This window comes from Aestuariibius sp. HNIBRBA575 (genome assembly GCF_040932005.1).
Taxonomy (GTDB): Bacteria; Pseudomonadota; Alphaproteobacteria; order Rhodobacterales; family Rhodobacteraceae; genus CANLNM01.
Genome location: NZ_CP162414.1, coordinates 2,193,423 through 2,219,202 on the forward strand (window position 1 = coordinate 2,193,423; position 25,780 = coordinate 2,219,202).

Sequence of the window (25,780 nt, forward strand, 5' to 3'; positions counted from 1 at the left end):
CACATGTCTGATTATCCAACCGCATATGCCATTGTTCTGGCCCCGGATGTGACCCAATCGCCGATGGATCAGGTGGTGCTGGACTACGACGCGCGCATCCTGCGTCGCAAACGGCTAACCTGTGACAGTGGCACACATTTTCTGGTGGATTTGCCCAAAACCACCAACCTGAATGCCGGCGATTGCCTGTCCACCGAAACGGGCCTAATCAAGGTGGTGGCCGCTGATGAACCTGTGCTGGAAATCACCGCCACTGATCCCGGCGCGCTGTCCCGGCTGGCCTGGCATATCGGCAATCGCCACACGCCCTGTCAGATCGAACCGGATCGGCTGATCATTCGCCAAGACCACGTGCTTGAGGAAATGTTGCATCTGTTGGGGGCGCATATCCACCGCATAACGGCCCCTTTTACCCCGGAAGGCGGGGCTTATGGCCATGGGCGCACCATGGGCCATTCACACTAGGATAATGGCCCTATGCGCGATCTTTTGACCTTAACCCAATGGTTGTCCCCTGCCTTTCCAACCGGGGCCTTTGCCTATTCTCATGGGTTAGAGGCGGCGATGGCGCAGGGCCAGATTTCGAATGCGGACACACTATTTGAATGGCTGTCCGATATCCTGACCTATGGCGCAGGCTGGCAGGATGCAGTGATTTTGGCACAGGCCCTTGCTGCGGATGCAGATTACGCATTGCTGGCCGATTACGCGACCGCATTGCAATCCTCGGCTGGGCGACGAAACGAAACCCTAAATCAAGGCACCGCTTTGGCGCGCACGGTGTCACATATCACCGGACAGACCATTGCCCCGGCCCCTTTGCCGGTTGTTCTGGGCCAAGCCGCCGCCACGTTTGCGGTGTCTAACCAGCAGATCATCGCGCTTTACCTGCACAGCTTTGCCTCTAACCTGACATCCGTGGGGGTGCGTTTTGTGCCATTGGGCCAAACCCAAGGCCAACAGGTGCTGGACAAATTACACCCAATCATTGCCGATATCGCCCTAAAGGCGGCAATGTCGGATTTAGAGGATCTGGGCGGTGCAGCGATCGGCGCTGATATGGCGGCCATGGCTCAGGAAACGTTGGATGTAAGGTTGTTCAAATCATGATCTGGATTTTATCGGGTGTTTTGCTGATCTTGGCCGGGCTTCATATCATGTGGGGATTGGGCATTTGGTGGCCCAATCGCGACGAAGCTGCGCTCGCGCGGACCATTGCCGGGTTCAAAGGCATCGACAGGATGCCCGGCGCCATTCCCTGCGCCATTGTTGCGGTTGCCCTTCTTGCTGCGGCGCGCTGGCCACATCTGGAGGATGGTTTTCTGCGCAATTTGGGGATGTTTGGGTTTGCCGCGGTGTTTTTGGGACGCGGATCTATCGGGTTCACCCAAAAATGGGCCGACATCACCCCTGAACAGCCATTTCGCCGGTTGGATCGGCACTATTTTTCACCGCTCTGCCTGCTGATTGGGGCGGGCTATTCCCTCTTGTTATTACAGGCTCTTACATGACCAAACAGATACATAACGGCCCCTTGCGCGTTGGAATTGGTGGGCCGGTCGGGGCCGGGAAAACATCCCTCACCGAAGCCTTGGCCCGCGCCCTGGCAGCACGCTGTTCCATGGCCGTGATCACCAATGACATCTACACAAGCGAGGACGCAGAAGCATTGGTGCGCGCACAGGTTCTGCCAGCCGACCGTATCCGGGGCGTGGAAACTGGCGGATGCCCCCATACCGCCATTCGAGAAGATGCCTCTATCAATCTGGCGGCCATTGATGAATTGAACACCGCCTTTCCAGATCTGGATTTGATCCTGATCGAAAGTGGCGGCGATAATCTAGCAGCCACCTTTAGCCCGGAACTGGCGGATCTGACGATCTATGTGATCGACACAGCGGCGGGACAGGATATTCCACGCAAACGTGGGCCGGGATTGACGAAATCGGACCTGCTATTTGTCAACAAAACCGACCTGGCACCCTATGTTGGTGTGGATTTGACCCAACTGGATCACGACACGCAAACCGCACGTTCCACGCGCCCCTATATTCTAGGGGCTGTGCGCGACAATAACGGCATCGACGACGTCGTTACCTTTTTGAAAACCCAAGGCGGTCTGTCGCTTTCACCTAGTGCCTAGGCCCGGAGCGGCACTCACTTTTTATTGTCACGCGCCGCTTTTTCTTCTTTGGTCAGCTTGTTGTTCCAAACGTTGTTGCTCAGCCCTAGCTCGGCTTTGGCGGGTTTGGTTTTACCAACGCTGACTTTGCCACCCTTGTTCAGATATTCCTGAATAAGCGCGTCATCTGTGGATTCTTTTTGTACATGTTTCATAGAGAAATCTTAGACCGGGGCGGATCTGAATGTCACGGGGTTTGATCGCGTGACTTCAAACTGTCACATGCGCGAGGACCAGCGCGCAATCAATACGGAACGATGCGGTCTGCAGAGATGGCATAGGCAATATCCGCAAGCTGCGTCGAAATGGATGATGTTCCAAACATTCCGATCACATTCACCGGCTCATATAGCCCGGCGGTCTGGTATGGGTCCTGCGTGGTGACAAAAACCAGTTGATTGGCAGGTGGGGGTGGCACATGCACACATGCCCCAACAAAAGGCACCAGAATAAAGGCGGTGACCCCGGTGCCCGAATAATCGATTGGCACGATAAACCCCGGCAGCCGCACGACCTGCCCGTTCCAATCGGTGCGCACCCCGTTGGATTGCGGCTGTTGGGACGACATGGGCGGCTGATCATGATCAATCAAATCCTGCAGCATTGGCGGCATAGCCACCTGCCCGTCCGGTATTAAATCGGTCCATTCCAGATCGACAAAGTCTTCTGCTTGGGCCAGCGAAGGCAGCGTTGCAAACGCCCCCAACCCTGCCAGTAATGCGCGCCGGTCCAAATCCTGTTTCACCAGACATAGACCTCCATGTCGTCGGCGCGCAGCGTATACCCGGTTTCGGCAACCTCGGTGGATTGCAATTCGTGTTGCATCAGCCCGGTGACCCACACAGCATCCCATAGGTTATCGCTGGGCCAAGGCGTCTGTGTGGTCACAAACACCAATTGATTGGGCGGCGGGGGCGGAACATGCAGACAGGCCCCGACATAGGGCACCAGCACAAACGACGTGACACCACTGGTCGATATATCAATCGGAATGATGAACCCCGGCATTTTGATATAGGCCCCATCCAAGGTGGGGTTCAATTTCGTCGCATTGCTATCAAAAACCGGCTGCCAGATGTCATTGCGTTCATCCATGACGCCTTCGGAAATGATTTCTGAATAGGGCACCCCCGGTGGGATCAGATCATCCCAGGTGATTTCGATGGGAATATCCGCCATCGCCACCTTTGGCAGCGCCGTGGCCGCCGCCACAGAAAGCAGGAGATTGCGCCGTGACAAATCCATTTCGCACCTCTGAAAGTCTAAATCCGAACCATCATACCATCGGCCAACGACATCCGGTAGGCACGCAACGCCGGGATCATGCTCACAATTGCGCCAGCGACAACAACCCCCAGCAAAACCCATGCCTCTCGCCATGTTGGCGGCTCGATCGGTAAATACAAACCAAAGGCATTGTCGATCATTGGTTGGCCAACAAATAACCCCACATACAGCAAAAACAGCCCTAAAACCGCGCCAAGTGCTGCCATCAGAACCGCCTCTAGGACCAGTAGGGTCAGCACCACAATTGGCCGCGCGCCCATTGCGCGAAAAATCGCCATTTCCCGACGACGTTCGTTCAAACTGGAAAAAATCGTCGCCATCATGCCTATCAGGGCGGTGACAACCACCATCGCCGATACCCCAATCAACGCCGTTTCAGCGATCCCAACGATCTGCCACAACTCTTGTAGGGCGACGCCGGGTAAAATCGCCAAAAGCGGCTCTTGGGGGTATTCATTGATGGCCCGCTGCAGGCTGAACACACGCAGCCTGCTTTTGACGCCGACCAACGCGGCGGTTACCGCCTGAGGATGCAGGTCCATTTGTCGGATAACATCTGGTGATGTGGATTGCCCCGGAATTTGCGCCCCGTTTTGCCAATCCACATGGATGGCTTCGATGGCGCGCAAACTGACGATCACGGTGCGATCCACTGGTGTGCCGGTTTTTTCCAGAATGCCAGAGACGCGAAATGGCTGATCTTTGTGCTGCGTAAACGAGGCCAGCCCATGTGCCACAACAATGGGATCACCGACATTATAGCCCAGCGCAGTGGCGACATCTGCCCCGATCACCGTGTCAAACAGGTCCGACATGACCGCGCCATCAGCCACGACCAAAGATTGGCCTGAACGGTATTTATACCGGTCAAAAAACGCTGTTGTTGTCCCCATGACGCGAAATTTCCGGTGGCTGTCGCCTAACGAAATCGGAACGATCCAATCAACATCGGGGCGCGCTGCGATGTCTTGATAGCTTTGCCAGGTCATGTTGTTGGTCGCATTGCCAATCCGAAAAACCGAATAAAGCAGCAATTGAACCGACCCGGACCGCGCCCCAACGATCAAATCGGTCCCCGAAATTGTATCTGCGAAGCTGGCTTTGGCGCCGGTGCGGATTTTTTCCACTCCTAAAAACAATGCAACAGACAGGGCGATGGCCAAAATGGTCATGAACACCGTCAATGCGCGCGCACTCAGCGATCCCCAAGCAAGTCTAAGTATCATGCCCGTCTCTTTCTGATGTGGCGATATCGGACATGTGAATGACCCGATCAAACTGATCCGCCAGCCGCGCATCATGGCTGACCATCAATAACGCAGTGTCATGGGCAGAACTTTGGGCAAACAGCAATTGCAGAAACGTGGCCTGCGTTGCGGCATCCAAGGACGACGTGGGCTCATCCGCGATAATCAACGGCGGCGTGCCAATCAGGGCGCGCGCGGCGGCCACCCGTTGCTGCTGACCGACGCTGATCGAACCGGCTTTGGCGTGGATCACGTCCTGCGGCAATCCCAATGCCTGACATAGTTGTTTTGCTTTTTCTTGGGGCGGCGAAACCCGTTTGCGGCGCAGCGGCGCAAATTGAAGCGGCAACAGAATATTATCCAGAACACTGGCGAAAGGCAGCAGGTTAAACTGCTGAAAAATCAGCCCGATATGTTCGGCGCGAAATTGATCCCGCTTGCCAGAAGACAGGGATGCAATGTCAGTTCCCGCGACAACAACTTGGCCGGACTGGGCCAAAATGGTCCCACAAATCAGGGATAACAAAGTGGACTTTCCCGACCCACTTTCGCCCAGTAGCAAAACGGTTTCGGCCGGAGCCAATGTCAATTCCGGGACATGTAGCCCAAAGGAACGCTGCCCCGGCCATCGATAGCGCAGATCGGTGAGCTGAAGGATCGGGGCAGAGAATGTCATATGTGTTTCGCCACTTAAAACAGAGAGCTTACATCCAGAGTTGGCGCGTCTCGCATCACCTCAAAGGATGTGGCACCTTTATCCGAAAGGATCTGAATTTCCAGCTCTTTTGAGTTTGGAAAGGCTTCGAAGTAAGGGAAAGTGAGCTCAGAAATCTGGGCAACATCCGCACATTCCAGCACATATTCTGCGTGGAACTCTGTATGACCGGTTTCTTCGCTGTGCTCTTTGTGGTCGTCGTGATCGTCATGTTCAGCGTGTTCGTCATGATCATCATGGTCGTCATGATCTTCATGATCATCGTGGTCGTCATGATCCGCGTGTTCGTCATGGTCATCGTGATCGTCATGACCATCGCCAACGAGCCCCGCATCGATATGATCAGCGGCGCAACCAGCGGCGTCGGGCACTCCAATCAAAGCCAGTGGGTCAGACAAGGCCGAAATAGCGGTCTCAATCTTATGGTGATCTTCGTCACTTTGCGCGGCATATTCAAAGCCAACAATATCTGCCCCGGGCGCGTGCAATTCCATCGCAATTTGCGTGCCTTCGACCGCGATCAACAGTTGGCCCACGCCATGCTCATGCGCATCCAGCTGGCGGGTTTCTTCGGCCCAGATCGGTGTGGCGCAGGAGACAGATAACGCAAGAAAAGGAAGTCGTTTCACAATAATGTCCTATAGATCAGAGGGGGTTATGAGTGAGAACAGCCATGGCAAAACCCGTGAATTTCCACGATATGCCGTGTGGTCTGAAAATTGGATTTTGCGGATATCGCCGTAAGTTCGGGCAGCAAGCTTGCGCCGTCATGTTCTTGGGCAGTGCCGCATTTGCTGCAAATTTCGAGAACGGGAACCGATTTATGATGCTGGCAGCGACACGCCACAAATGCACTGATCGATTCAAGTTTATGCGCGCGGCCCTGTTCGGTCAGGGCGCTAAGGGCGCGGTAAATGGTCGGAGCGGCCAAATCAGGTTCACCGGATTTCAACTCTGACAAAATGGCATAAGCCGTCATGGGCTTTTCTTGCCCTTTGAGGACGTTCAAAACATCCGATTGTCGTGTTGCAGCTTGTTTTCGCATGTCACCTCTGGGTCGGCTGATGCCCGGTTTTCTATTTGTTATTTTATAAAGTAACAAATGGCCATGCAATAATTCCCCTGCCCGACAAAGCACGCAAAACATCGCCGATCGCCCGCGACACCACGCCAAACCTGTGGGACGGGTTCAATTTTGGGGATGTCGTTTTGAGATCTGTGGCGGAGAGACAGGGATTCGAACCCTGGGACCGCTCTCACGGTCAACGGTTTTCAAGACCGCCGCATTCGACCACTCTGCCACCTCTCCGTCCAGGGTTATTTAGGGCCGTCTGCGACCGACGTAAAGCAGAAATCGGCGCAAAACGCGATCCAATCGCGACAAAGTGGCGTGGAAATCCGCCGATCCGGGCAAGGCCAGACTTTCCTTAACGGATTTGCACGTCTATTGTCCCACCTAAGCAGAAGGATTTTCGCGCTCAGGGCTCTGGTTTCAGGGCCATATGATTGAAAAGGCCAGATAAAGGGCCAATCATATTCGGTGAGCGCCAGCAGACAGGACAGGTCGCGATCATGACGGGCAGAATTATTTCCGCGAATATGCATTCAGGCGCATCAGGGATTTCCACCCCTAAGCCACGCAAACAAACTCCCATCACTATTGCCTTATTGACGGGCGCCGTTTTGGCCCTCAGCGCATGTGACGAAAACGGTGAATTCAACTTTGGGGCCTTGGCGCCCAATGGTGACGCGGCCACAACCGGCCCCGCCAACAGCACATCAGTGCAATTGGTCGAACGGGATGTTGAAGCACCAGAGGTGTTTCAGGTAACCGAAAACGGTCTGTGGGACGGGCGTCCTTCCTTGGGTGGCGTCTGGGTCGCACATCCTGATGTGGGCGATCCCGAACGTGTGATCATCCGCAACCGCGCCAATGGCAACTTTGTGATTGGGGCTTTGTTCCGCCGCGAACGCGACAATCCCGGTCCACGGCTTCAGGTGTCGTCTGACGCCGCCGAAGCGTTGGGCATGTTGGCCGGCGCACCCGTCGAATTGAACGTCACAGCATTGCGCCGCGAAGAAGTGGCCGATACCCCGCCTGTTGTGGATTTGGACACCGCGGCGACGTCCGATCTGGCCGCCCCCGCCGAAATCGAAGCCACATCGCTGGATCCGATTGCCGGGGCCGCCGCAGCGATTGACGCCGCCGAAGCCACCACGGCCTCTGTCACACCTGCACCAGTTCCGACGCCCTCAGTTGCGCCGACACCGACATCCAGCCTGACCAAACCGTTCATTCAGATCGGGATTTTCAGCGTCGAAGACAATGCCAACCGCACGTCTGACCGACTGCGATCCATTGGAATCGTGCCAACCGTCCTGCGCCAAGAAAGCCAGGGCCGTGTGTTCTGGCGTGTCATTGTCGGCCCTGCGTCCAGTTCAACTGAACGCGCGGACCTGCTGGAAAAGGTCAAAGGTCTCGGCTTTGAAGACGCGTATTTTGTTACCAACTGACGGGGTTCCCGTCTGAAATACCCCATCTGACGGGTCCCCCGTCCCAATCGGAGAAGTGTCCGTAATGCTGCGTCACGTATACATGATGCTGACACTTGCCTTGGCGCTGACCTGCGCCAGCGCTGTCGCATTCGCCCAAACCTTTGATACCCGTGCCACGGCGGCCTATGTCTATGATCAGACAACGGGCATCGTGTTGTTGGAAAAAAACGCGGATGATCCGCTGCCACCGGCATCGATGTCCAAATTGATGACGCTTTATATGGCTTTCGAAGCCATCGCTGATGGCCGTTTGCGCATCGATGAACGTCTGCCTGTGTCGCAACATGCGATGTCCTATACCGGGTCGACCATGTTTCTGGACACCACCGACCGCGTCGTCGTCGAAGATTTGCTGCGCGGCATTATCGTTCTGTCCGGCAATGATGCCTGTGCGGTGATCGCCGAAGCGCTGTCATTAAACGGAACCGAGGCCGGATTTGCCCGCATGATGACCGAACGGGCGCGCGAATTGGGTATGACCCATTCGTCATTCGCCAATTCCAACGGCTGGCCTGCCGCGGGTCAACGCATGTCCATGCGTGATCTGGGCATTCTGGCGAACCGGATCATTCTGGATTTCCCCACCTACTACCCGCTGTTTTCCGAAACCGAATTTGCCTTTGATGGCCGCGCGCCGGGCAATGTGCGCAACCGCAACCCGTTGTTAAACCTCGGAATTGGCGCGGATGGATTAAAAACCGGCCACACAAGCGAAGCCGGATATGGCTTGGTTGGGTCCGCCAAACAGGGTGACCGGCGCATCGTGTTTGTCATCACTGGCCTACAATCCGAAGCGGCCCGCGCAGAAGAGGCAGAGCGTATCGTGAACTGGGCGTTCCGCCAATTTGCCGAACGTGACATTCACCCTGCCGGCACCCAAATCGCCATGGCGGATGTCTGGGGCGGAGAAGTGCCCAGCGTTGGCATGGTTCTAGCCGACGATCTGTCCATGCTTGTCCCGACCATTCGTCAAAACGACCTGACCGGCGAAGTTGTTTATACTGGCCCAATTGAGGCACCTATTGCAGCGGGCGATCAACTGGGGGAACTGGTCATTACGCTGGATGGTCTGCCGGAAACACGTGTGCCGCTGCTGGCCGAAAATGACGTGGCTGCAGGCGGGTTTAGCCAACGATTGCGCATGGCCGCGATGGTTTTGTTGGAAAAGATTCGACCCGCCGAGGCAGAAGAGGCATAAGCCCGCCATGGCGAGCTTATTTATCACATTTGAAGGCATTGACGGGTCCGGGAAATCCACGCAAGCGCGGATGTTGGCGGACCGTCTAAAGGCCGACGGGCAAGACACCCTTTTGACCCGAGAACCCGGCGGATCCCCCGGCGCAGAAGAAATCCGTCAGCTGGTTTTAACCGGTGAACCGGATCGCTGGAGCGTGGAAACCGAAATGTTGCTGTTCAACGCAGCCCGGCGCGATCACATCGAAAAAACCGTTGATCCGGCATTGGCCGACGGCAAAGTGGTGATCTGTGACCGTTTTGTGGACAGTTCCCGCATCTATCAAGGCACAACGCGGGGCGATTTGCGCGCCAAAGTGGACGCGCTGCATGATCTGATGATCGGACGTGAACCGGACGTGACCTTTATCATCGATATGGACCCGGAACTGGGCCTGAAACGGGGCTTGGCCCGTGTGGGCGCCGAACAACGGTTCGAAGATTTTGGCGTCGATCTACAGGAAACCGCCCGACACGGGTTCCTAAACATCGCGCATCAATTCCCCGAACGCTGCATCGTCATCGAAGGCAACCGCACCCCTGACGAAGTCGCCGCAGAAATCTATGTTCAATACACAGCTCGCATCGCAGAATTGTCGTCGAGGCATGCATGAGCATCGCGCCTGAGGATCGCCCAGAACCAGATCGCATTGCCGGCGCCCCCCATCCACGCGAAACCCAAACGCTGATTGGGCAGGATGCGGCACAGGCTGAATTCCTTGAGGCGTATAATTCCGGGCGTTTGCATTCTGGCTGGCTGATCACCGGGCCGCGCGGCGTGGGCAAGGCCACATTGGCGTGGAAAATCGCCACTTTTTTATTGGCAGAGCCCCCACAGGACGGTGGGCTATTTGGCGCCCCGCCCCCGCCAACATCACTGAATGTCGATCCCGATCATCCCGACGCGCATCTTGTGCAATCGGGCGCACATCCCCGTCTTTATGTGGTGCGTCGACCGTTTGACGAAAAATCCGGCAAGCTAAAAACCGAAATCACCGCTGATCCCGTGCGCGCCCTGAAAGGGTTCTTTCACCTCTCTGCCACCGATGGCGGCCGCCGGGTTGTGATCGTCGATTGCGCCGATGAAATGAACGTCACCGCCGCCAATTCCCTGCTCAAAGAATTGGAAGAGCCCCCCGCCAACACCACCATCCTGCTGATTTCGCACCAGCCCGCTGGGTTGTTGGCGACGATCAAATCGCGGTGCCGTGAATTACGGCTGGGGATGCTGACACCAGACGACATGCAACAGGCCATGCAGTCCGCCGGGATTGTTGATGCCGAAGCGCCCGCGCTGGCGGCCCTGTCGGGTGGGTCCGTGGGCGAAGCAATCCTGCTGCACAATATGGATGGGCTGGCGCTTTATTCTGATCTGATCAAACTGTTTTCCGGCATGCCGCGCATGGATCGCACCATAGCGTTGGCGCTGGCGGAATCCTGCGTTGGGGTGAAAAACGCCGCGCGATTTGGGCTGATGCTGGATCTGATCGATCTGTTTTTGTCGCGCACGGCCCGCGCTGGGATCATAGGTGAACCCCATCAACAGGCCGCCCCCCATGAGGCATTGCTGCTGGTGCGGTTATCGCCTCATGACGTGGCCGCGCGGGCTTGGGCGGCATTGGCACAGGAATTGACCGACAGAAGCCGCCATGGCCGTGCTGTCAACCTTGACCCTGCCAGCCTGATCCTTGATATGTTCTTTAAGATAGAAGAGACGGCGCAGAAATTCGCCGCATCCTGAGGCGGCGCAATGACGAATACCCAGATTTCCCCAAACAGCCAATTTCCGATTGTTGACAGTCATTGCCATCTGGATTTCCCGGATTTTGACGGGCAGTTGGACGATGTGATCGCGCGCGCGGCTGAGGCTGGTGTGACACGTATGGTGTCGATCTGCACACGTCTGCGCAACCTGCCGCAGGTTCAGGCCATTGCTGAAACGCATGATCCGGTTTTCTTTGCCGCTGGCACCCATCCCATGTCCGTCGCAGAAGAACCCATGACATCGGTTGATGAATTGGTCAGCCTGTCCAAACATCCTAAATTTGTGGGGATCGGCGAAACCGGGCTGGATTATCACTATACCGCCGAAAGCGCCGAGGCACAGAAAGAAAGCCTGCGTATTCATATAGATGCCGCCCGCGAGGCCAAGCTGCCCTTGATCATTCACGCCCGCGCAGCAGATGACGACATGGCGCAAATCCTGCGCGAAGGCTATGCCAACGGCGCCTATGATTGTGTGATGCATTGTTTTTCCAGCTCGGCTGAACTGGGCCGGGCGGCGCTGGATTTAGGGTTCTATTTGTCGATGTCTGGCATCGCTACATTCCCAAAATCGCAGGAATTGCGCGACATTTTTGCGACCGCCCCTGTGGATCGGATTTTGGTTGAAACCGACAGTCCCTATCTGGCGCCCAAACCCCATCGCGGCAAACGCAACGAACCGGCCTATTCGGCGCACACTGCACAGGTTGGTGCGGATATATTCAAACTCAGCTACGCGGATTTTGCCGCGCAAACCACCGCCAATTTTGATCGTCTGTTTGCCAAAGCAGCGCAATGGGTGCCGACCTGATGGCACAGATCAGTTTTCGCATATTGGGCTGTGGCTCCTCTGGTGGGGTGCCACGGATTGGCGGTCATTGGGGGGATTGCGATCCCACAAATCCCAAAAACCGCCGCAGTCGCTGTTCGCTGTTGATCAGCCGCACGGATGACAATGGCACCACGCGCGTTTTGATCGATACCTCGCCTGATATGCGCAACCAGCTGCTGGATGCTGACATCGATCGGCTGGATGGCGTGGTTTACACCCATTCCCACGCAGACCATGTGCATGGGCTGGATGATATCCGGCAAATTGTTTTTAACATGCGCAACCGCATTCAGGTCTGGGCCGATGGCGATACATCTGAATCCCTGTTGGGGCGGTTTGGCTATGCGTTTTCGCAACCCAAAGGGTCAACCTACCCCCCGATTTGCGAATTGAACCTGATTGACGGCGATGTGACCATTGATGGCCCCGGTGGCCCGATTACCCTGACGCCGTTTCAGGTCAATCACGGTGCCATCGACGCGCTGGGATTTCGCATCGGCGATGTGGCCTATCTGCCGGATGTGGCGGACATTGACGACGAAACCTGGCCCGTTCTGGAAAATCTGGACCTGTGGATTGTGGATGCGCTGCGGCGTGATCCGCACCCGACCCATGCCCATTTGGCGAAAACGCTGGGCTGGATCGAAAAAATGGCTCCCAAAACGGCAATCCTGACCAATATGCATATCGATCTGGATTACGCCACGATTGAGGCCGAGACACCCGATCATATCAGCGCCGCCTATGATGGGTTAACCCGCAGTTTTGAGGTCTGATTCATGGGCGAATTGACCAGTGTGATCCTTCCGGTCTTTCTGGTCATTGGATTTGGGTATCTGGCCGTTTGGCGCGGGCTGTTTAGCAATGAGGGCGTGGATGCGCTGATGCGGTTCACCCAGACCTTTGCGATCCCTGCCCTGCTGTTTCGCGCGATTTCCACGCTGGACCTGCGCGCCGGATTTGATTTTGCGCTGTTGGGCACGTTTTACACAGGGGCTTTGACCGGCTTTGTTCTGGCGCTGTTTGGCGCGCGGATTTTGTTTAACCGCCCATGGGAAGACAGCGTCGCCATCGGGTTTGCAGGGTTGTTTTCCAATTCGCTATTGCTGGGCGTCCCCATCATGGAACGGGCCTATGGCACCGACGCCTTGGGGCCGAACTACGCGATCATCGCGATCCATTCGCCATTTTGTTACGGCATCGGCATCACCACGATGGAAATCGTGCGCGCCCGCGGCGCCCCGGCACGTCAATTGCCGCAAAAGGTGTTAAAGGCGATGTTTTCCAATGCGTTAATCGTGGGCATTACGCTGGGCTTTATCGTTAATCTGGGCAGCATTCCCATGCCGTCGGTGCTGACAGATGCGTTGGATTTGCTGACCCGCGCGGCATTACCGGCGGCGCTGTTTGGCCTTGGGGGTGTTCTTTATCGGTACCGTCCAGAAGGCGATTTACGCACCATCCTTTATGTCTGTCTGATTTCGCTCATCATCCATCCGGCCATCGCATGGGGGCTGGGCCGGTCGTTTGATCTGTCCGACGAAGCCTTTCGATCAGTGATCGTCACAGCGGCCATGGCCCCGGGCGTGAACACCTATGTCTTTGCCAATATGTACGGCGTTGCCAAACGGGTTGCGGCGTCGGTTGTGTTATTTGGCACCGCGTTGACGATGTTAACGGCGTGGATGTGGCTGGCTATTCTGCCTTAACGCGCACAAATCCGGGTCTGCGGGTCAAGCCGCACATAGTCCTGCGCGGAAATGCGATGCATGTCCGTAAACGGCACAAATTGCCATTCGGTCAGGAATTTGTTCAGGATCCCGCCCCGCAAAAATTCAGCAATCTGCGGATTGCCGACCCATTCCACATTCACGTTTGACGAATGAAACCCGATACGTGCGTCAGGGGCCAAACATGCATTTGGCAAAGTTGTGAAAATCGTACAGGCTGAATTGCAAAATCCCCGGATTTCAATCGGTCCCCCCCACCGTTCCAGTCGTTTTCGATCTGCAATCGCCGAAATAATCTGCCCGCCGGGGTCATTCTGGATCACATGAAGCGCACCGCGAGGTGGGTCCCGTCGGTCGGTACATGCCACCAATGCCAGCGCCAAAAACAACGGGAGGATTTTCATAGATCACCTTTGAAACTGACATCAATCATTCGGTTCACTCTATCGCAGGCCCGATCACAGCAAGCAAGCGCGCACAATCAAAAGCGGGGTGGTCAGGGCCGCCTGAGACCCATCCAGGGACAGAATGAGGGTATCAACGGTGTGGACCAGGCTGCCTTCGTTGGCGACCAAAAACCCAAAGGTATTGCGCGCCAGAACCTGTCCCGGGGCGGGCCGCGCGTCAGGTGCAGTCCACTGGGATGTTTCCTCATAAAGCCCAACAATACCTTCGATATCATGGGCCGCTGCATAGGCGTTAAACTGATCGTTGAACGCATGTAATTCAGCTTTGAGCGCGGAATGATCCTGCAGTGCAAATGCGGATGTCGCCATCATCAACAGCGCTGCAAATGTGGTAAGAATGCGTTTTGGACCAAAGGCTATGACGGCACATCCATGAAGGATCTGACCTCAGCGATGGGGATCAGCGGGCCCAGCCTTTATGCGGCCTTTGGGGACAAACGGGAATTATACCTTAAAACGATCGACCATTATGCCGATGTGGACAATTGCGCGCCCATCGTAGCGTTTGAATCCGAAACAAACATCGTCAAAGCGGTGCGCGATTTTTTGGAATCCGTGATTTTGTATTCGACCGCCCAAGATGGCGGGGCCAAGGGCTGTTTCTTAGCCTCATGTGTGTCGACCAGTGTCGGTGAAGTGGACGGCGTATCGGAACGTATGGAAAAGACGATTGCCTCAACGGATGATCGGCTTGCGGCGCGATTTGAACGGGAAAAACAGCTGGGCAATCTGCCCCCCGATTTCCCATCAAAGGCGCGTGGTGCGTTGATGTATGACATGCGGCAGGGCTATGTGTTTCGCACACGTGCTGGCTCTACGGCGCAGGATTTGCTGGTTGATATTGATGACCGTGTGCAAATGATCCTAGCAAATCCAAGTGATCCTGCGCGCTGATCACAACATTTTATGGCCACCGCTATGACTGACCATATTCACAAGCCCAAAGAAAGAATGCATGCTCATGTTTAGGTGCAGTGAAGAAGTCATTAATCTTTGCACGTTAGACTCGCGGTACCTTGTCAGGAGAGAGGTTCCTTGCGCAAAAAACTAAGAACCTGGGCCATTGTGCTGATTGCCGGAGCCACTGCAATTGGCTTATCGCTTTTTGGCGCCCAATCTCTGCTGTCCTGGGCCCTGGAACGTGAGGCCAGACTGATCGGGATGGATTGGGCCCATCATATCGAAAGGCAACTGGCCAATCTCACTGAAATCACCCATCGAGACGATCCCTCGAACCCTAATTCAGTGCCTGATATCAGTCTGTTATATAGTCTGATCGACGACGTTTTTGAAATTGGGCATATGTACCAGTTCGATTACATCAACGTGAACTGTCATTGTCATATTAGCCTGAACACGGTTCCTCCAACGGACGCAGCGGCTGATCCTCATGCGGGTCATAACCATGGGAACGGCGACAACCCCGCGACGACTTCGTCTTTCGAACGTGACACGGCCAACGGTCAGGTACGCGGTACAACAACAACTCAGATGTGGCGGCATGTTTTTACCAACACCGCTCAACATCCCCCCCCACCAATGGAAGAGGCCGATCCGTACCAATACCCCGTTAATCGCGCGACCGTGACCCGCATCATTACCGAACAATCGCACGGCATTATTTTGCGGCAAAACGTGTCAACATTCCTGCCTTCAACATTTGCAGAGGTGTATCACCCGGTCTTTGATGGGGCTGAGCTGACCTATATGATGCGCATTCTGGTCAATTTGGAAAACCAAGCCCTGTTTTATCGACAGTTTTTTTGGATTGCGATCGCCCTGAGCCTGCTGACATTAGCCGCCGCGATTGGTTATCCAACCCATCGGTATGTCGTTGCTGCACGGCATAAACAAACCGCTGACAAGCGGGTCGAATACTTAGCCAATTATGACATTCTGACCGGTGTTCACAACCGTAACAGTTTTCAAGATACGATCCCCGATCTTTTGCATCACTGTAAGGAAAACAACCATTCTGCTCTGCTGATCGCATTGGATTTAAACGGATTTAAGGGGATCAATGATTACCACGGCCATCCCGTGGGAGACCAAGTGCTAAGGCAATTTGCCCACTTTCTAAAACAGAATGTTCCGACTGACAGCTATATTGCGCGATTGGGGGGCGATGAATTTGTTGTGGTCGTCAGCGACATTCCCAAAGCCGACTTTAATTATCAGGACTATTTCCAGCTTGCGCCGTCTCTCAGCGTTAATATTCATGAGGGGAACCAACGATTAAAGTTAGGAATTTCGGGTGGCATTGTTCGGTTTCCGCAAGATGCTGAAACAGCCAAGGAACTTCTTCAATTGGCGGACCTTGCTCTTTATGCTGCAAAATCAACCCCTTCTGGTGAGTTGCGGGAATTTTCCCCGGACATGAAGGCCGATTTCTTTCATCGCCTTAAAACAAGAGAAGAGTTTCGAGAGGCGCTGAACCAATCCCAAATTGAGCCTTATTATCAGCCGATTGTGAACATGCATTCAGGCACCGTCGAAGGTGTCGAAGCCTTGGCACGCTGGAACCATCCTGAAAAAGGTTTGTTAACGCCCTTTTCCTTTCTGGAAGCGCTTCAGGACAGCGACCTCAGCGCGAAACTTGGGCAGGTCATGTTTGAAAAAATCGTGACTGACATGGCTGAATGGCAACGTTTAGGAATTCCGTTTCGGCATGTGGGCATCAACATCACGGATGGGGACCTAAAGCAGAGCACGTTTGCCGCATCAATTGTAGACGGGCTTGAGAGTCACGGGTTGAAACCTTCGAATTTGACTATCGAAGTCACCGAAAATTGCCTGTTTGGCCCGGAAAAGCACAAATTTATCGACCATTTGGAATGCCTGCGCAATGCAGGATGTGCGATCGCCTTGGATGATTTTGGCACTGGGTTCTCCTCCATCACGCAATTAAAAGAACTGCCCGTAACCTCTATTAAAATCGACAAATCCTTTGTCGATGATGTGATCAAAAACCAAGATGACCGCTCGATCATTTCCGCAATGCTCGCGCTAGGGAATTCCATGGATTTCAATCTGGTTATGGAAGGTGTGGAAACCCAGCAACAACTTGATTTATTGAAGCAAATGGGGGCGGAACTGGTGCAAGGGTATTATTACAGCCGGCCTGTTTCTGCATCTGAAATTGCAGAATTTATAAGCCATCAAAACCAACATTCATTACCCGGAACGAACACATTAAGGGCGATCTAGGCACATCACCCGTTAAGCCACGCGTATGGGCCCACCTTTTCTCAGGTCCATTAACGTCGCCAGTTCCAAATTCTCTGCCCGGTTATCAACCAGAATGCTGAGCATGGATTCCAAGGTGAAATAGGCCCGAACCACGCGAAACAGCAAATATTCTGGCAGCGCAACAATTCCATAGGGCACATTATTCAGCAGCGCCGCCAGAACCGCCATGATTGCAGGCGCACCTGTGGTGACGGCGACGACGGATTGCCAGATGATTGGGCTATTTGGATTGAACCCAAACGCACATTCCAACCCACCAAATATGATCAGAGGCACCAACATTGCGCGACGCGCCGAATTGACCAACATATAAGGCAAAATCACTTTGCCTCTTAGTGAACGGTTACCGGAATAAATCAGGTCCCTGCAACGCGAAGATATGTGATAAACGGACCGAAACCACCGCATGCGTTGTTCCCGCATATGCGAATAAGATGCAGGCACTTCTGATACGTATCGCAACTTAGGATCCACCACCGAATGAAACCCCAGCTCGCCAATCCTCAGAGATAAATCCGTATCTTCTCCGTTCATACCTTCGACAAATCCGCCCAGATACCTGGGATGTTCCGTTCGCATGACGACAAACATCCCCGGAATGCCAACGACGCCGTTAACCGCCCCCATGGCTACGGAATAAAACCCGTGTTTGACCAGCACCTCTAACAACCGAGCCCGATCAAAGAGCGCCCCGCCCGGGGGCACCGGAACGCCGCCAACCACCCCAACCTGCGGATCGCTAAAAAACGGCATCGCGCGGGACAAATTATCCTCTCCGATCAACGTATCCGCATCAACACGCACAAAAAATTCGGTTTCGACGGCATCCAATCCTGCGTTCAGGGCATTCGATTTCCCCGGTTTGGGCACGTTGATCACCCGACCAGTTGCTGCGCGACATTTGGCCAAAGTTTCTTTGGCGATCTCCTCTGTTTGGTCGGTCGAATTGTTGTTCATGATCAAGATATGCACGTCCCCGCGATAGTGCAGCGCGGCTTTGTCCATCGCTTTGATCGTGTCCTGAATGATGTATTGTTCGTTATGCGCAGGCACGATGATCGATATCGCAGGTCGAAAGTCAGGCAATTTTGTCGTCAAAACATCCCAGATCGCCAGCAGGTATAATTGACCAAACAGGACAGGCAAAAAGAGGAAAACACCGGGTCCAATCCCACCAAGCAGCGTCCACATCCGCAATGTTTGAACAATTTCCAGTTTCAGGTTGCCAACCCAAATTGACACGGTGCCGGCAATTGTCACCACAACGACTAACCGCACCACAGCGCGCGTCATTTTAACCGGACGGTGTTCAATCGGGATGCGTGCGGGCATAAAACCACGTTGCAATAGTTTGAACGAATATACCGCGAACCCCAATAAACCAGAGGTGATCGCGCTAAAATGCAGGGAATAGGAAAATTCAAACCACCGATGAAAAGTGACATTGGCCAAATCCAGACAGACGCAAATAGCAAGATATGTGATCGTCATGTCCGCCGCAAAGGCGATACGATTGCGCCAGTTCCCAGAGCTAAACGCCCCAAACGCAACAAAGAATGCCACCAGAAAAATCCGAATGGCGATAGAGTGGTTTCCTTCGTAGGGTGAAAAAACGATGTCGCGGTTGGGGAATATGCGCGCGCCGGGGGCGGAATTAATTGCAGCCATCAGCCCCACTGCGATTGCGGTAAACGTCACCAAAGTTGCCGGGGCGCGCCAAACAGAGATCATGCCAGCAAATTTTTTGGGGGCGCTGTCAACTGAGTTGAAGCTGATCTGATCGCGGTTGTCTTTGGCGTCGACATTCATGACGCGGCTTGCCCCAACCGCACCAGCAATGCCACAGAATGGGTCTGGATGGCCTGATAATCCTGCAATGGAACCGCGACGGGCACCCCTTGATCATTCATAAATATCAGCCAGATATGACCATTATAATCATCATGCAGTCGGACACCGCGAGCCAATGCCTGCACATGGATGTCAGCACTTGGCATTTGGCTATGGCGTGGCAAATTGGTCAATAAATCCGCAGCGATGGACGCCTCTGAGGCAGATAGATGTGTCGTGGAAAACGCCCATCCATTTGCCAAGGCAGCGCGGACGGTAATCAGGCCATCAGAGTAAACATGCGGCCCCGGGATCAGGTCAGTTGCAGTGTCCACCTGCGCAAAAACTTCGCGCTGTTGGGTGCAGGAATGTGTCGTGTCATTCATCGACGTTGCAATCAATTCCAGCACATTTTCACGCTGATGTTGCTGCGCAGGTAATGTTACGGAACGGGTCACCGCGCCCCCTGCTGTTTCGATTTGATCCACCAGCACGCCATTTAGCAAAACGTAAACCTGCCACGGCCCTGCCCCGGTTTGACGATCCAGCATCATCGACAATTCCAGCCGTTCCGGCAGACGCATGTCCTGCCCCTGCATCATGTCGTATTTGATCCGCCAGCTCTGACTTTGACGAAAACTACGCGCGTCGTAAATCGGGGACCATGGGGCGAGGCTGCGGCTCCATGCGAACCGCGGCTGGGCTTTGTTTTGGCTAAAATGCCGGGCAATTTCGGACGTTTGTTCTGGGGATAAACCCGTTTCATCAAAGGATGGCGCCAGCCCGGCCAATTGCGCATCACGTGCGGCCAAAATCCGCGCGGCTTGTCCCTGATAATCCCATGCGATATTTAGGCTGCGCCCCTGTACCAACACCGCATCATAGGGCGTGGTCATTGGGCGATCCAGCGTTAGGTACAATGCGCTGCTGGGTTCAATTTCAACACTTGTTTCAATACCTTCTGCGGTATCACACGGACCATGCGGCCCCGTCCCTTGCAAGCTAAAGGACACGTTCAGGCGTTCTTGCGCGATGTCCTCTGGGGTTAGTTGAACCTGAAAGGAACGGCGCATTTCACCCGGGGCCAACAGCAATTCTGCGCGTTTCACATTGTCGATTGAAACCCGCAAAACACCTTCGACACCGGACAGCGATTGCAGGGTTGCGTCCACCTGCAAATATCCTGCGACGGGGTTTGCTTCTATGGGCAGATAAAACGCTGCGCTTTGATAGGCCGGCAGGCCCGAAAGGATGAGAGGGGTTGCGACATTGGCCCGGCGCACGATGACTGTGTTCAGTCCCATTTCATCCTCTGATTGGATTGATGTCTCAAAGGATAAACGCGGGCCGAGGGCCAATTCGGTTAGGCTGCGCGCGCCAACACGCAAACGTTCAGAATGTGATAGGAAAATTGCAATGCCAGCCAGCAAAAATGCCAAAAGTCCAAAACCGAGTAAACGCATGAATATCACCAATATTGAAGTTGCGGATGGGATCAAATGCCATGCAAACACCCCCGAAACGGCAGGTGATCCCACCCCTTTTAGGCAGCAGATTTAACCACGCCCGGACGCTGTTTGTCGGTCCACGTTGAAACACAAGGGATCATTTTACGAATGCAGCGATCCGCATATTTCACAGCAATGTTTTGCGTTTCATCCATCAGCCCTTCGGCCAAAGTGATCGGGTTCAGCCCCAAATCAATGAATGATTTGTTCGAAACCCTCAGGTCATTTTCAGCGGCCTCATTGCGTGGATTATCCACATAGGCAACTTTGGTATCGGAATGAGCCGCCACCATTTCGGCCAAAACGCGCACGGTGTGGCATTCGGTCATTTGGTTCATGATCGCAACTTTGCCGTTTCGTTGGGGGGGATTATTCACCGCCAAAGCAATACATTGCACGGTGTCCTGAATGTGAATGAACGCGCGCGTCTGCCCCCCCGTGCCATGCACAGTCAACGGATGGCCAACCACGGCTTGCATCAGGAAACGGTTCAACACCGTCCCGTAATCCCCGTCATAATCAAACCGATTGATCAGCCGCTCATCGAGCTTGGTTTCGTGGGTTTGCGTGCCCCAAACGATGCCCTGGTGCAGGTCCGTGATGCGCAGCAAATCGTTTTTGGCGTAGAATTGGAACAGCAGTTGATCCATGGATTTTGTCATGTGATACACGCTGCCGGGATTGGTCGGATACAGGATATCCCGCTGGAAAATCCGTTTGTCATCACCAGGAATGTAAACGCTTAGATAGCCTTCTGGGATTTGGATACCGTCGTCATCGTAGCCATAGACGCCCATTGTTCCCAAATGGATGATATGCGGATCAATCCCAAGTTCGGTGACGGCCGCCAACAAATTGTGCGTGGCTGAGATATTATTATCGACAGTATAGCGTTTTTCATCGATGCCCTTCATCGAATAGGGCGCGGCGCGTTGTTCACCGAAATGGATCACAACATCCGGTTTGACGGAGGCCAAAAGGGCCGTGAACCGGTTAAATTCGCGTGCGACATCAATGCTGGCAAATTCGATTTCCAGCCTTGTTGTTTCAGTCCAGGCCGCGAGCCGATCCTCAACCGAGGCAATCGGGGTCAGGCTGTCGGCACCCATTTTTTGATCAATCCAGCGCCGGGACAGGTTATCAACAATCGTGATATTGTGCCCTTGTTTTGACAGATGAAGCGCCGTTGGCCAGCCGCAAAACCCGTCCCCACCGATGACGATGATATTTTTCTTGATAGCCATTTTTATATCCTTTGTGATCTGACCGACCTGCGCCGGTGTTGGTAACAAAGAATTAACCTATGGCTGTCGTCGGGGCCTGCCCGAGAAAGGATAGTTTCAGGTGAATTGGAACAGGCTGGCTATCCTTCGGGATAGATCACCCTAATCGTTAGTTGTATCTAACAGCAAATTCAGCGCCTTAGCGGTTACACTCGCGTCATGCTCAACCTGATGCAGCCCCTTTTCATACGCAGTTTGATTCTGGCTGTGCTGGGCGTCGCTCACTTTGGACAGGGACACTGACAGCGCGTTCAACCCCAACAATGCCGCCGCACCCCGCAATTTATGCAGAATATCTGTGATGGCAGACTCTTGCTGAAGGTCGCTTTTTTCGCGTAGCTTTGTCACCCCTTCGGTCAACTCAACGAAAAAGGCCTGCGCGGTTTTGTGGGTTTTTTGATCCCCCAATGCGTCACGCAATTCTGACAAAACATCATGGGCAAACAGGCCCGTCTGTTGTGGGTCAGCACCGCCCTGCAACGGGATGCCGTCCAATGTGGCGCGCAAATCTGACAATCGGATCGGTTTGGTACAAAACCCTTCCATCCCGGCGGCTTTGGCTTTGTCGCGGTATTCCTGACGACCATGCGCTGTCAGCCCCAGAATATAGGTGGATTTATTGGGACCGTCCCCTTGGCGAATGCGGCGGGTCACTTCGATCCCGTCCATAAACGGCATGCTGATATCCATCACAATCAGATCAAACTTGGTCTCCTCGGCTGTTTTCAACCCTTCCAATCCATCTTTGGCTTCGGTGACATTGCTGCCAAATCCGATCAACATATCGCCTAGAACGGACCGATTGATGGCGTTGTCTTCGACGATCAGAACCGATCCAACTTTGGGATTGGCGATGGTCGTCTGCGCCGATATTTCAGGCAAATCATCACAACACCGCGTCAATGGCAGCGTGAGCGTGAACGCACTGCCCTGCCCCACCACGCTATGCGCGGTCAGATCGCCCCCCATCAATCGCGCAACTTTACGAGAAATCGACAGCCCAAGCCCATCGCCGCGCGATTGACGACCACTGGGCCGGGCAAGAGCGACAAAATCCTGAAAGATATCTTCGATGTTTTCGTCAGCAATACCCGGCCCCGTATCCGTGACAACAATGGTGGCTTCGGTGGTTTCCGGGCCGTGAATGCCGGCGACCTTTAAGGTTATCCCGCCGGTTTTGGTGAATTTAATCGCGTTGCCAATCAGATTGGTCAGAATTTGGTTCACCCGCACCGGGTCTGCCTTAAAATCCCGATCCATCCCAGGGTCAAAATCGACCTGCAATGTCAGGCCCTTTTCAGTGGCCAAGGTCCGCAAAACATCCGCCACACGGTTCACGGTTTGACGCAGTGAAAACCGTTCCGGCGACAGCGACATCACCCCGGTTTCGATCCGCGTAATGTCCAGCGCTTCGTTGATATGTTCCAGCAATATCTCGCCAGATGCGGCGGCCACCTGAACATAGCGGTCCTGCTGTTTGTCCAGTTTGGTGGTTTTCAACAGATCCAAAACACCCAAAATGCCATTGAGTGGCGTGCGCATTTCATGGCTCATCACCGCTAGGAAATGGGATTTAGCCAGATCCGTGCGTTTGGCCTGATCTCGGGCATCGATCAACTTTTGTTCGCTGATCTTCTGTTTGCTGATGTCACGAATGTAGGCGATAAATATCTCTTCGCCATTTTGCATTGCCGACGTGATATTCAGCTCTATCGGGAATTCCTCGCCGGTTTTTCGAAGCGCTGAGAGTTCAATCCGCCCAGCGCCAACAACATGCGGTGTTCCGGTTGATAAATATCGTTTCATTCCAGCCGCATGGCCAGCGCGGTGATGCATGGGAACGATGGTTTGGTCCATTTTCTGGCCCAGGATTTCTGCCTTGGACCAGCCAAAAATGTTGGACGCGGCGCCGTTGAATTCGATGATTTCTCCATGGGCATTGGCAATCACAATCCCGTCTAGCGACGCCGATACTGTGACTGCCAATCGTTGAGACGTGGATCGCAAATCTTCGTCTTTGCGCCGCGCTGCGGCCAGTAGCCACGCCAAATAGAGCAAAGCCAAGGCAAAGGCCGCGATCAAAACAATCGCGACCAATCCCAGCCACCGCAGTTTTTCAATAAAGACGTCGCGCCTGTTTTCCGAAAGCTGTGCCCCTTGCTGGAGCCCGACCAATGCAAGGCGACGCACATTGGGGCGAATATCCTGCGTCAGTTTTCGCAAATCAGCAATTTCAGGACGTCCCAAAACATCGTTCTGGTCCAGAATTTGAGCCACTGAAGCTTGAAAATCACGCAGTTGTTCGAGCAGGGCTTCGGCTTCTTCGTTGCCAACCCATAGGATCCGATTTCGCCCACTGGTCACAATATTCGCGCGACTAAGCGCAATATCCGCACGCAATTTCACCCAATCCGTGTCCGGTGCTGCGGCCAAAGCCTGCTGTGCAAGGGTTGCGCTCAGATTGGCGAACTCAGTTTCAACTTGAAACACCGACCATTGTGTATTGTCCGTCTCAGCCGTGGACAATGCGCGCAAATCTTTGGGCAGTTGCGCGATCAAGACAGAAAGCAGGGCAATCAGCCCTGCAATCAAACCAAATATGATGAGACGTGGTCCCAATTCAGCCAGTCGTCCTTTGTGTTCGTTAATTCATGACCGACAGCTTTACCAATTGCCAGATCGAACGCGCATAGATGGTTTCGGTTTGATATTCTGGTGCCCTATCATATGGATACACAATCCAATATGGGCCCTTATCCCTGACCTGCATTTCCGCACCATTGATACGGGTGGCGATGATCGGGTGATCCTCGGTGATGTCCGAAATGGGCATTTGAACGGCATAATCATTCAACGCGACCATGTTCAGTGTTTGCCCCTCTACATCCCCTAGATTCAAAATGCTAAACAACGTCACCCCTGAAAATTCGACGGGCCCATCCGTCCAAATCGTTTCGGTCACAAAACTGGATTGCGGCATGGCATCCAACTCAGTCAAGCCCAGCGAAACCTGTTGATCACCGAACTCAACAATCAGCGTTCCCGGTTCAGCGAAAACGCCGACAACAGACATTATCCAAACGAAAAGTGCTCCGATCCAAGTTTTCATTCTAATCTGACCCCTGACGGTTTGTTCTCAAAGGTGTCTAAAGCCTTTGAATGTTTTTTTGGATAATGCATGCGGATAGTTTACTATACCAAAGTATAGTCCGATCTTGTGAGCATGCAAAATCTGTTCGTAAATTGTAATTGGGACCGAAATAGGTACATCTTATGCCAACGATATTGATCGCCGACGACCATGATTTGGTCAGGGACACAATTGCCGCCTATTTGGGGAAATCGGATGATTTCTCCATTCAAACAGCCTCAACCCTTCCCGAAGCGGTTGGGATTTTACGCGGGATGACGTCCTTTGACCTTGCTATTTTGGACTATAACATGCCCGGAATGGACGGGTTAGCGGGGCTAGAACAGGCCATCGCAGAATTTCCTGTCACCAAATTTGCGCTGATGTCAGGCGTGGCCAAAGCCGAAGTCGCAAGAGAAGCGATGACCATTGGGGCGATGGGATTTTTCCCCAAATCGCTGACAGCCGATACGATGGTGAACGCGATCCGGTTTTTGTTATCAGGTGAAAAGTATTTCCCGTTTGATTTGGCCTTGGTGCCTGAAAACGAATCCAAAGGCACTGATTTTTATGGGCTTTCCCCCAGAGAGGCGCAAACATTGCGCGGGCTTTGTGATGGTAAATCCAACAAAGAAATCGGTCGCGACCTCGACTTGCAAGAGGTGACAATCAAACTGCATGTTAAAAACATTCTGCGCAAATTAGACGTCAAAAATCGCACTCAAGCCGCGCTATTGGCCCAAACGGATGGGTTTCGCTGACCCATT

At 53.9% G+C, this 25,780-nt stretch carries 28 protein-coding genes and 1 tRNA gene; 14 read left to right on the top strand and 15 right to left on the bottom strand.

The features are described from left to right. The first annotated feature begins 3 nt into the window (after nt 1-3). The 4 genes from AB1F12_RS11050 to ureG are packed head-to-tail and all read left to right on the top strand — an operon-like array spanning nt 4 to nt 2,143. A complete protein-coding gene (locus AB1F12_RS11050; RefSeq protein WP_368184330.1) occupies nt 4-465 on the top strand; it encodes an urease accessory protein UreE in 462 nt (153 codons plus the stop codon). Nucleotides 466-477: 12 nt separating this feature from the next. Further along, entirely contained in the window at nt 478-1,110 is a 633-nt protein-coding gene (locus AB1F12_RS11055; protein WP_368184332.1) for an urease accessory protein UreF, read from the top strand. Next, nucleotides 1,107-1,511 (top strand): DUF3995 domain-containing protein, encoded by a 405-nt coding sequence (locus AB1F12_RS11060; protein WP_368184333.1) that lies wholly within the window; start codon nt 1,107-1,109, stop codon nt 1,509-1,511. Before AB1F12_RS11055 ends, AB1F12_RS11060 begins: the two co-directional genes overlap by 4 nt. Before the next feature lie 8 nt (nt 1,512-1,519). Continuing rightward, a complete protein-coding gene (gene ureG / locus AB1F12_RS11065) occupies nt 1,520-2,143 on the top strand; it encodes an urease accessory protein UreG (protein WP_368188356.1) in 624 nt (207 codons plus the stop codon). Nucleotides 2,144-2,157: 14 nt separating this feature from the next. On the opposite strand, the gene AB1F12_RS11070 is transcribed toward ureG, so the two are convergent. The 8 genes from AB1F12_RS11070 to AB1F12_RS11105 all read right to left on the bottom strand — a co-directional run bounded on the left by AB1F12_RS11070 (nt 2,158) and on the right by AB1F12_RS11105 (nt 6,740). Continuing rightward, on the bottom strand, nt 2,158-2,337 hold the full coding sequence (locus AB1F12_RS11070; protein ID WP_368184335.1) for a hypothetical protein: 180 nt from the start codon (nt 2,335-2,337) through the stop codon (nt 2,158-2,160). A gap of 89 nt (nt 2,338-2,426) precedes the next feature. Further along, entirely contained in the window at nt 2,427-2,927 is a 501-nt protein-coding gene (locus AB1F12_RS11075) for a DUF3299 domain-containing protein (protein WP_368184337.1), read from the bottom strand. Further along, nucleotides 2,924-3,427, bottom strand: a complete 504-nt coding sequence (locus AB1F12_RS11080) for a DUF3299 domain-containing protein (protein WP_368184339.1) — start codon at nt 3,425-3,427, stop codon at nt 2,924-2,926. Before AB1F12_RS11080 ends, AB1F12_RS11075 begins: the two co-directional genes overlap by 4 nt. A gap of 17 nt (nt 3,428-3,444) precedes the next feature. Next, nucleotides 3,445-4,695 (bottom strand): ABC transporter permease, encoded by a 1,251-nt coding sequence (locus AB1F12_RS11085; protein ID WP_368184341.1) that lies wholly within the window; start codon nt 4,693-4,695, stop codon nt 3,445-3,447. Then, a complete protein-coding gene (locus AB1F12_RS11090) occupies nt 4,685-5,392 on the bottom strand; it encodes an ABC transporter ATP-binding protein (RefSeq protein WP_368184343.1) in 708 nt (235 codons plus the stop codon). The genes AB1F12_RS11085 and AB1F12_RS11090 overlap by 11 nt, the downstream gene beginning before the upstream one ends. Before the next feature lie 14 nt (nt 5,393-5,406). Then, nucleotides 5,407-6,060, bottom strand: coding sequence for a DUF2796 domain-containing protein (locus AB1F12_RS11095; protein ID WP_368184346.1), 654 nt, complete (start codon nt 6,058-6,060; stop codon nt 5,407-5,409). Nucleotides 6,061-6,086: 26 nt separating this feature from the next. Continuing rightward, nucleotides 6,087-6,410: a Fur family transcriptional regulator gene (locus tag AB1F12_RS11100; RefSeq protein WP_368184348.1), complete on the bottom strand. Its 324-nt coding sequence runs from the start codon at nt 6,408-6,410 to the stop codon at nt 6,087-6,089. Nucleotides 6,411-6,650: 240 nt separating this feature from the next. Then, nucleotides 6,651-6,740, bottom strand: a tRNA-Ser gene (locus tag AB1F12_RS11105). Nucleotides 6,741-7,003: 263 nt separating this feature from the next. Between AB1F12_RS11105 and AB1F12_RS11110 the strand changes: the two genes are divergently transcribed. The 7 genes from AB1F12_RS11110 (at nt 7,004) to AB1F12_RS11140 (ending at nt 13,525) form a co-directional block, all read left to right on the top strand. Continuing rightward, entirely contained in the window at nt 7,004-7,945 is a 942-nt protein-coding gene (locus tag AB1F12_RS11110) for an SPOR domain-containing protein (RefSeq protein WP_368184349.1), read from the top strand. An 82-nt stretch (nt 7,946-8,027) separates the two neighbouring features. Beyond that, the gene (locus AB1F12_RS11115; RefSeq protein ID WP_368188357.1) at nt 8,028-9,185 is read left to right on the top strand and encodes a D-alanyl-D-alanine carboxypeptidase family protein; all 1,158 of its coding nucleotides are present in this window, start codon (nt 8,028-8,030) and stop codon (nt 9,183-9,185) included. Between the two features lie 7 nt (nt 9,186-9,192). Beyond that, nucleotides 9,193-9,834, top strand: a complete 642-nt coding sequence (tmk, locus tag AB1F12_RS11120) for a dTMP kinase (RefSeq protein ID WP_368184351.1) — start codon at nt 9,193-9,195, stop codon at nt 9,832-9,834. Between the two features lie 2 nt (nt 9,835-9,836). Then, a complete protein-coding gene (locus tag AB1F12_RS11125) occupies nt 9,837-10,961 on the top strand; it encodes a DNA polymerase III subunit delta' (protein ID WP_368188358.1) in 1,125 nt (374 codons plus the stop codon). A 9-nt stretch (nt 10,962-10,970) separates the two neighbouring features. Further along, nucleotides 10,971-11,795, top strand: a complete 825-nt coding sequence (locus AB1F12_RS11130) for a TatD family hydrolase (protein WP_368184353.1) — start codon at nt 10,971-10,973, stop codon at nt 11,793-11,795. After that, nucleotides 11,795-12,592: an MBL fold metallo-hydrolase gene (locus AB1F12_RS11135; protein WP_368184355.1), complete on the top strand. Its 798-nt coding sequence runs from the start codon at nt 11,795-11,797 to the stop codon at nt 12,590-12,592. Before AB1F12_RS11130 ends, AB1F12_RS11135 begins: the two co-directional genes overlap by 1 nt. 3 nt (nt 12,593-12,595) lie before the next feature. Beyond that, complete coding sequence (locus AB1F12_RS11140) at nt 12,596-13,525, top strand: AEC family transporter (RefSeq protein WP_368184357.1); 930 nt, start codon at nt 12,596-12,598, stop codon at nt 13,523-13,525. Here AB1F12_RS11140 and AB1F12_RS11145 read toward each other — a convergent pair. Continuing rightward, complete coding sequence (locus AB1F12_RS11145; protein WP_368184359.1) at nt 13,522-13,950, bottom strand: hypothetical protein; 429 nt, start codon at nt 13,948-13,950, stop codon at nt 13,522-13,524. The two genes, AB1F12_RS11140 and AB1F12_RS11145, sit on opposite strands and share 4 nt — an antisense overlap. A gap of 54 nt (nt 13,951-14,004) precedes the next feature. Continuing rightward, nucleotides 14,005-14,325, bottom strand: coding sequence for a hypothetical protein (locus AB1F12_RS11150; RefSeq protein WP_368184361.1), 321 nt, complete (start codon nt 14,323-14,325; stop codon nt 14,005-14,007). Nucleotides 14,326-14,385: 60 nt separating this feature from the next. On the opposite strand from AB1F12_RS11150, the gene AB1F12_RS11155 reads away from it, so the two are divergent. Next, nucleotides 14,386-14,907 carry a TetR/AcrR family transcriptional regulator gene (locus tag AB1F12_RS11155; protein ID WP_368184364.1) on the top strand — a complete coding sequence of 174 codons (522 nt, stop codon included), beginning with the start codon at nt 14,386-14,388 and terminating at the stop codon, nt 14,905-14,907. A gap of 141 nt (nt 14,908-15,048) precedes the next feature. Next, complete coding sequence (locus AB1F12_RS11160) at nt 15,049-17,220, top strand: putative bifunctional diguanylate cyclase/phosphodiesterase (RefSeq protein WP_368184365.1); 2,172 nt, start codon at nt 15,049-15,051, stop codon at nt 17,218-17,220. A gap of 12 nt (nt 17,221-17,232) precedes the next feature. Here AB1F12_RS11160 and AB1F12_RS11165 read toward each other — a convergent pair whose 3' ends face one another. From AB1F12_RS11165 to AB1F12_RS11185, 5 genes are all read right to left on the bottom strand, one after another. After that, entirely contained in the window at nt 17,233-19,071 is a 1,839-nt protein-coding gene (locus AB1F12_RS11165; protein ID WP_368184367.1) for a glycosyltransferase family 2 protein, read from the bottom strand. Then, on the bottom strand, nt 19,068-20,555 hold the full coding sequence (locus AB1F12_RS11170) for a hypothetical protein (protein ID WP_368184368.1): 1,488 nt from the start codon (nt 20,553-20,555) through the stop codon (nt 19,068-19,070). The genes AB1F12_RS11165 and AB1F12_RS11170 overlap by 4 nt, the downstream gene beginning before the upstream one ends. An 80-nt stretch (nt 20,556-20,635) precedes the next feature. After that, nucleotides 20,636-21,844: an NAD-dependent epimerase/dehydratase family protein gene (locus AB1F12_RS11175; RefSeq protein WP_368184370.1), complete on the bottom strand. Its 1,209-nt coding sequence runs from the start codon at nt 21,842-21,844 to the stop codon at nt 20,636-20,638. Between the two features lie 141 nt (nt 21,845-21,985). Beyond that, entirely contained in the window at nt 21,986-24,502 is a 2,517-nt protein-coding gene (locus tag AB1F12_RS11180) for an ATP-binding protein (RefSeq protein ID WP_368184372.1), read from the bottom strand. Between the two features lie 25 nt (nt 24,503-24,527). Continuing rightward, the gene (locus AB1F12_RS11185) at nt 24,528-24,992 is read right to left on the bottom strand and encodes an oxidoreductase (RefSeq protein WP_368184373.1); all 465 of its coding nucleotides are present in this window, start codon (nt 24,990-24,992) and stop codon (nt 24,528-24,530) included. Between the two features lie 164 nt (nt 24,993-25,156). On the opposite strand from AB1F12_RS11185, the gene AB1F12_RS11190 reads away from it, so the two are divergent. Next, the gene (locus AB1F12_RS11190; protein ID WP_368184375.1) at nt 25,157-25,774 is read left to right on the top strand and encodes a response regulator; all 618 of its coding nucleotides are present in this window, start codon (nt 25,157-25,159) and stop codon (nt 25,772-25,774) included. The last annotated feature ends 6 nt before the right edge of the window (nt 25,775-25,780 follow it).

What these genes read in the sequence shown, in the direction of transcription:
- AB1F12_RS11090 (WP_368184343.1), bottom strand. Translation starts at nt 5,392, where the DNA reads ATGACATTCTCTGCCCCGATCCTTCAGCTCACCGATCTGCGCTATCGA.
- AB1F12_RS11060 (WP_368184333.1), top strand. Translation starts at nt 1,107, where the DNA reads ATGATCTGGATTTTATCGGGTGTTTTGCTGATCTTGGCCGGGCTTCAT.
- AB1F12_RS11115 (WP_368188357.1), top strand. Translation starts at nt 8,028, where the DNA reads ATGATGCTGACACTTGCCTTGGCGCTGACCTGCGCCAGCGCTGTCGCA.
- AB1F12_RS11110 (WP_368184349.1), top strand. Translation starts at nt 7,004, where the DNA reads ATGACGGGCAGAATTATTTCCGCGAATATGCATTCAGGCGCATCAGGG.
- AB1F12_RS11165 (WP_368184367.1), bottom strand. Translation starts at nt 19,071, where the DNA reads ATGAATGTCGACGCCAAAGACAACCGCGATCAGATCAGCTTCAACTCA.
- AB1F12_RS11135 (WP_368184355.1), top strand. Translation starts at nt 11,795, where the DNA reads ATGGCACAGATCAGTTTTCGCATATTGGGCTGTGGCTCCTCTGGTGGG.
- AB1F12_RS11170 (WP_368184368.1), bottom strand. Translation starts at nt 20,555, where the DNA reads ATGCGTTTACTCGGTTTTGGACTTTTGGCATTTTTGCTGGCTGGCATT.
- AB1F12_RS11185 (WP_368184373.1), bottom strand. Translation starts at nt 24,992, where the DNA reads ATGAAAACTTGGATCGGAGCACTTTTCGTTTGGATAATGTCTGTTGTC.
- AB1F12_RS11140 (WP_368184357.1), top strand. Translation starts at nt 12,596, where the DNA reads ATGGGCGAATTGACCAGTGTGATCCTTCCGGTCTTTCTGGTCATTGGA.
- AB1F12_RS11175 (WP_368184370.1), bottom strand. Translation starts at nt 21,844, where the DNA reads ATGGCTATCAAGAAAAATATCATCGTCATCGGTGGGGACGGGTTTTGC.
- AB1F12_RS11080 (WP_368184339.1), bottom strand. Translation starts at nt 3,427, where the DNA reads ATGGATTTGTCACGGCGCAATCTCCTGCTTTCTGTGGCGGCGGCCACG.
- tmk (WP_368184351.1), top strand. Translation starts at nt 9,193, where the DNA reads ATGGCGAGCTTATTTATCACATTTGAAGGCATTGACGGGTCCGGGAAA.
- AB1F12_RS11070 (WP_368184335.1), bottom strand. Translation starts at nt 2,337, where the DNA reads ATGAAACATGTACAAAAAGAATCCACAGATGACGCGCTTATTCAGGAA.
- AB1F12_RS11050 (WP_368184330.1), top strand. Translation starts at nt 4, where the DNA reads ATGTCTGATTATCCAACCGCATATGCCATTGTTCTGGCCCCGGATGTG.
- AB1F12_RS11155 (WP_368184364.1), top strand. Translation starts at nt 14,386, where the DNA reads ATGAAGGATCTGACCTCAGCGATGGGGATCAGCGGGCCCAGCCTTTAT.
- AB1F12_RS11055 (WP_368184332.1), top strand. Translation starts at nt 478, where the DNA reads ATGCGCGATCTTTTGACCTTAACCCAATGGTTGTCCCCTGCCTTTCCA.
- AB1F12_RS11100 (WP_368184348.1), bottom strand. Translation starts at nt 6,410, where the DNA reads ATGACGGCTTATGCCATTTTGTCAGAGTTGAAATCCGGTGAACCTGAT.
- AB1F12_RS11150 (WP_368184361.1), bottom strand. Translation starts at nt 14,325, where the DNA reads ATGATGGCGACATCCGCATTTGCACTGCAGGATCATTCCGCGCTCAAA.
- AB1F12_RS11190 (WP_368184375.1), top strand. Translation starts at nt 25,157, where the DNA reads ATGCCAACGATATTGATCGCCGACGACCATGATTTGGTCAGGGACACA.
- AB1F12_RS11145 (WP_368184359.1), bottom strand. Translation starts at nt 13,950, where the DNA reads ATGAAAATCCTCCCGTTGTTTTTGGCGCTGGCATTGGTGGCATGTACC.
- AB1F12_RS11130 (WP_368184353.1), top strand. Translation starts at nt 10,971, where the DNA reads ATGACGAATACCCAGATTTCCCCAAACAGCCAATTTCCGATTGTTGAC.
- AB1F12_RS11085 (WP_368184341.1), bottom strand. Translation starts at nt 4,695, where the DNA reads ATGATACTTAGACTTGCTTGGGGATCGCTGAGTGCGCGCGCATTGACG.